Origin of the sequence: uncultured Mobiluncus sp. (assembly GCF_947254095.1) — a bacterium.
In the GTDB taxonomy this organism is placed as follows: Bacteria; Actinomycetota; Actinomycetes; order Actinomycetales; family Actinomycetaceae; genus Mobiluncus.
The window spans coordinates 1-4,304 of record NZ_CAMYBV010000043.1 but is presented as its reverse complement, the minus strand read 5'-3'; the positions used below and the strand labels follow the sequence as shown (position 1 = coordinate 4,304).

At 59.3% G+C, this 4,304-nt stretch carries 1 protein-coding gene, 1 tRNA gene and 1 pseudogene; 2 read left to right on the top strand and 1 reads right to left on the bottom strand.

Translation table 11 applies throughout. The features are described from left to right. Positions 1-441: pseudogene (locus Q0X47_RS08405) on the bottom strand (hypothetical protein); the annotation flags it as partial. A gap of 250 nt (positions 442-691) precedes the next feature. Between Q0X47_RS08405 and Q0X47_RS08400 the strand changes: the two are divergent. Together Q0X47_RS08400 and Q0X47_RS08395 are read left to right on the top strand one after the other, a co-directional pair. Continuing rightward, entirely contained in the window at positions 692-4,096 is a 3,405-nt protein-coding gene (locus tag Q0X47_RS08400; protein WP_367178296.1) for a UPF0182 family protein, read from the top strand. A 132-nt stretch (positions 4,097-4,228) separates the two neighbouring features. Continuing rightward, positions 4,229-4,302 (top strand) — tRNA-Met (locus Q0X47_RS08395). The last annotated feature ends 2 nt before the right edge of the window (positions 4,303-4,304 follow it).

The following is a 4,304-nucleotide window of genomic DNA, read 5'->3' as shown; positions in this document are numbered from 1 at the left end:
CGTTTCATAGAGCACCGCCACGCCTTCGATTTCATCGCTCCACACCACGCGTCCCAGCTGGGCTAAGAAATCCAAACCATCATCGGGCAGCTGAAAAGGTAGCGCCGTCAACGACTCCGGGTATGATTCGGCGGTGTGGCGCATCTCGGCGACCAGCTCATCCGGGGCACGGCCCGTCAACATTTCGGCGGCCTCCCCGGTCTTGTGCAGAGTAAAGAGTTGACCGGTTTGCAGCTGGGGCAGCGGCTCGGTGTGGGCGTCAATCTCCCACACCACCCGCACTATCGCAGGAATCTCAGCCGGGACGGGAACCTGTTCAGATGCCGACGGCTCAGGCTCTTCCCCAGCAGGGTTCGGGCGGACGTTCCCATCGGGGGTAAAGGACATGCCCATTACGGTTCCGGCGGGAAAATTCGTCAAAGGGTTGCTCGGTTCACTCATGATTTCTATTATCCCATCGAAAGTTGAAACTTCGGGGAATTGGCTAGGCGAGCGGGGAGTGGAGACGAAAAAATTTCCCGAATGGAAGAACACCGTGGTTTTGTGGAAAGATGGCACTTGAGTAACCGATTCGAAACTGAGGTGTTAAGTGAGTACAGGGCATCCCTCCAACGGTTCGTTCTTTGGCAATATTTTCGCCGGTCCTCCGGGAGGCGCCTCGCGCGGTCCGGGCGGAATGCAGCCGCCCCGTATGCCGCGTCCCGCCGCTGGTGGGGCGAATCCCGGTCCCCATGGCGGCAACAAGACTTTGGGGATAGTCATCGCGATTATCGCGGTGCTGATCGCCGTGGTGGGCGTCATGTCCAAAGTTTGGGCGGAACTGGCTTGGTATCAGCAGCTCGGACGGATTTCCGTGGTGTTGACAGCCTGGGGTTGGCGCATTGGCCTGGTGGCTGTGGCGATGCTGCTGGCGGCCGTGGTGACGTGGGTGAACTTGATGATTGCGGGGCAGGCGAGCCCTAGCGCTTCGCAGCGCAACAAATCTAAGAAACGCCGCGACGCGGAACGCAAGATGGATGCGGCGAAACGCAAGCTCCAGAGTGAGGGCGAAAAAACTTCCCCAGATGCCGGTAAACAGGAAAAACCGGACCAGCCGAGTGACGAAACGCTCTATCCTGGAGAAAAATCGGCGGACAATAAAGGCGCCGACAAGCCCTCCGATTCGGAAAAAATCATCGACCTGGACGCCGAGTTCGACACCGTCTTTGACACGGCGGACTTGGAAGAAGAATTCCGGCGTGCCACCCGCCGCTCCGAGCGTCCCGCAGTGGCAGCCCTTCACGATACTTTGCAGCCGTGGCGCAAATTCCTGATTGTGGTTTTGCCGCTGGTGGTGGGTCTGATGGTGGCCACCCCGTTGATTTCGCAGTGGGAGCTGTTCGCGGCGTGGTTCCACCGGAGTAACTTCGGGGTCAAAGATCCCATTTTCGCCAGGGATTCGTCATTCTTTGTGTTCTCACTGCCGGTGTTTTCCGAGCTGACCACCCTGCTGTTCTATGTGGTGGTGACCGCCGGACTGTTTACCCTGGCTCGCTACTACCTGCAGGGCAACCTGTCCACAAAGATTGCTGAGATTCCCAACCGCACCCGGATTCATATCTCAGTTTTGCTGGCTATCCTGGCCGCTATCATCGGTCTGCGCTACTACCTGGATCGGTTCGTGCTGCTGCTGGGGGTGCACGATAAGTTTTCGGGGGCGTCCTACACCGATATTCATGCCGTCTTGCCGGCCAAGAACATTTTGGTGGGGATTTCCCTGGTCATCGCCGTGTTGTTTATTATCGGGGCTTTTCGGAAGTCTTGGGTAATTCCCGCTACCGGGGTCGGCGTCATGGTACTGTCCTCGCTGCTGGTGGGCGGGCTTTACCCGTGGCTGGTGCAGCGGTTCCAAGTCGATCCGTCCGCCCAGGAACTCGAAGCGCCCTACATCGCTCACAACATCAAAGCGACTCGAGATGCCTTTGGAATCGCTGACGTAAAGGAAGAGACCTACAAAGCGACCACGGAGGCGACCGCCGGTCAGCTCCGCTCGGACAGCGAATCTACCGCCTCGATACGTCTGCTGGACCCCTCGGTCGTGTCCCGCACTTTTGGTCAGATGGAACAAAACCGGCAATACTACCGTTTTGCCTCCAACCTGGCGGTGGACCGCTACACCATTGACGGTAAGGCCCAAGACACCGTGATTGCGGTGCGTGAACTCGATACGAACCAGTTGGGTGATTCCCAAAAGTCTTGGGTCAACCAGCACACCGTGTTCACCCACGGCTTCGGGGTCGTCACCGCTTACGGTTCCAAGGTCGAAGGGGACGGCTCACCGGCCTTCTGGGAAAAAGGTATTCCCTCCCAGGGTGAGCTGGGCGAGTATGAGCCGCGGATTTACTTCGGCCAGTTCTCGCCGGATTATTCCATCGTGGGGGCACCGAAGGGTGCGCCTAAACGGGAGTTTGATTACCCCTCCGATGTCACTCAGGACAAGGGCGTTAACAACACTTTCACTGGTAAAGGCGGGCCGAGCGTGGGCAACTTGTGGGAGAGGCTCATGTATGCCCTCAAGTTCCGCTCTTCCGAGATTTTCTTTTCCCAACAGGTCAATAGCTCCTCACAAATCCTGTTCTACCGTTCCCCCGAACAGCGCGTGGCGAAAGTCGCTCCGTACCTGACCCTGGATTCGCGGGCTTATCCCGCGGTGGTGGACATGGACGGCGACCCGAAAACCCCGAAACGGGTGGTGTGGATCATTGACGGTTACACGACCTCGAACTCTTATCCCTATTCAAACCACATGGATTTGAACACTTCCATCTCGGATTCGCGCAACATCGGCTATGGCTACCAAGTCATGAATAGCGTGAACTACATGCGCAACTCCGTGAAAGCCGTGGTTGACGCCTATGACGGTTCGGTTCACCTGTACCAGTGGGACGCGAAAGACCCCATCGTCAACGCTTGGGGCAAAGTGTTCCCCGGCCAGATTGAGCCGCTGAGTTCGGTTTCCGGCGATTTGATGGCGCACTTTAAGTATCCCGAGGACCTGTTCAAGGTGCAGCGAAACCTCATCGCGCGCTACCACACGACCGATCCGCGTTCGTTCTATTCCGGTTCGGATTTCTGGAAACTGCCCGATGACCCGACTCACGAGGGTTCGCAAACCGTCCTGTCGGCGTTGCAGCCTCCCTACTACTTGACCATGAAAGCTCCCGGTCAGGAATCCACCGAGTTTTCGCTGTACTCGACTTACATTCCCTACGGTCAGTCAGACCGAAACGTGTTGACCGGGTATTTGACGGTGGATTCGGAAACGGGGTCAAAGCCCGGCAAGGTGCGTGACGGGTACGGCAAGCTGCGGCTGCTGTCCCTGCCTTCGGACCTGGCGGTTCCCGGTCCGGGCCAGGTGTCCAACAAGTTCAAGACCACCGACACGGTTTCGCAGACCTTGAACCTGCTGTCTCAGCAGTCCACCGAGGTCGTTCGTGGCAATCTGCTGACTTTGCCGGTGGGCGGCGGCCTGCTGTATGTCCAGCCGGTCTATGTCCAGGCCCAATCCGGTACCACGTATCCGTTGCTGCGTTTCGTGTTGACATCGTTCGGTGACAAGATTGGATTCGCCCCGACTCTGCAGGCTTCCCTCGACCAGCTCTTTGGCGGAGACGCCGGGGTGCAGACTTCCGAAAATGAAGTGCCAGGAGCTGCCAGTGCTGAGGGCAATGGCGAGAACCCTGCCGCACCGAAACTGACGCCCGAGCAGCAGCTCCAGGCGGCTCTGCAAGGCGCACGCAAGGCGATGGATGACGCGGACGCGGCCATGAAAGCGGGCGATTGGGAAGCCTACGGCAAGGCGCAAACCGAGCTAAAGCAACAGCTGCAGCAGGCTTTGACCCTAGGCGGCGGGCTGCCGGCGGCTCCTGACGCGACCCAGCCGGCGAATCCCGCCGACACGCCCGGTGCTCAGCCGAGCGTCCAACCAACTACCCAGCCCAGCGGCGCAGCGACCCCGGCGGCCAGCCCCAAGGCGAAAGCCTCCGCGGCTAGTCCCAAGGCGAAAGCCTCCGCGGCAGCCAGCGCCCGTCCGCAACCCAGGAAATCCGCTAGCTGACGCGGTAAGGGCCGGCCGCGAAAAACCGCCGGCGGACCCGGAAAGCGCCGCAACGGGCTTGTGACCCCGACCCGTGACGCCCTCCAAGTTGAGGTAAAACCTCAGAACTGGTAAAGTGTACGGGTCGCTTGACGCGGGGTGGAGCAGCTCGGTAGCTCGCCGGGCTCATAACCCGGAGGTCGTCGGTTCAAATCCGGCCCCCGCTACT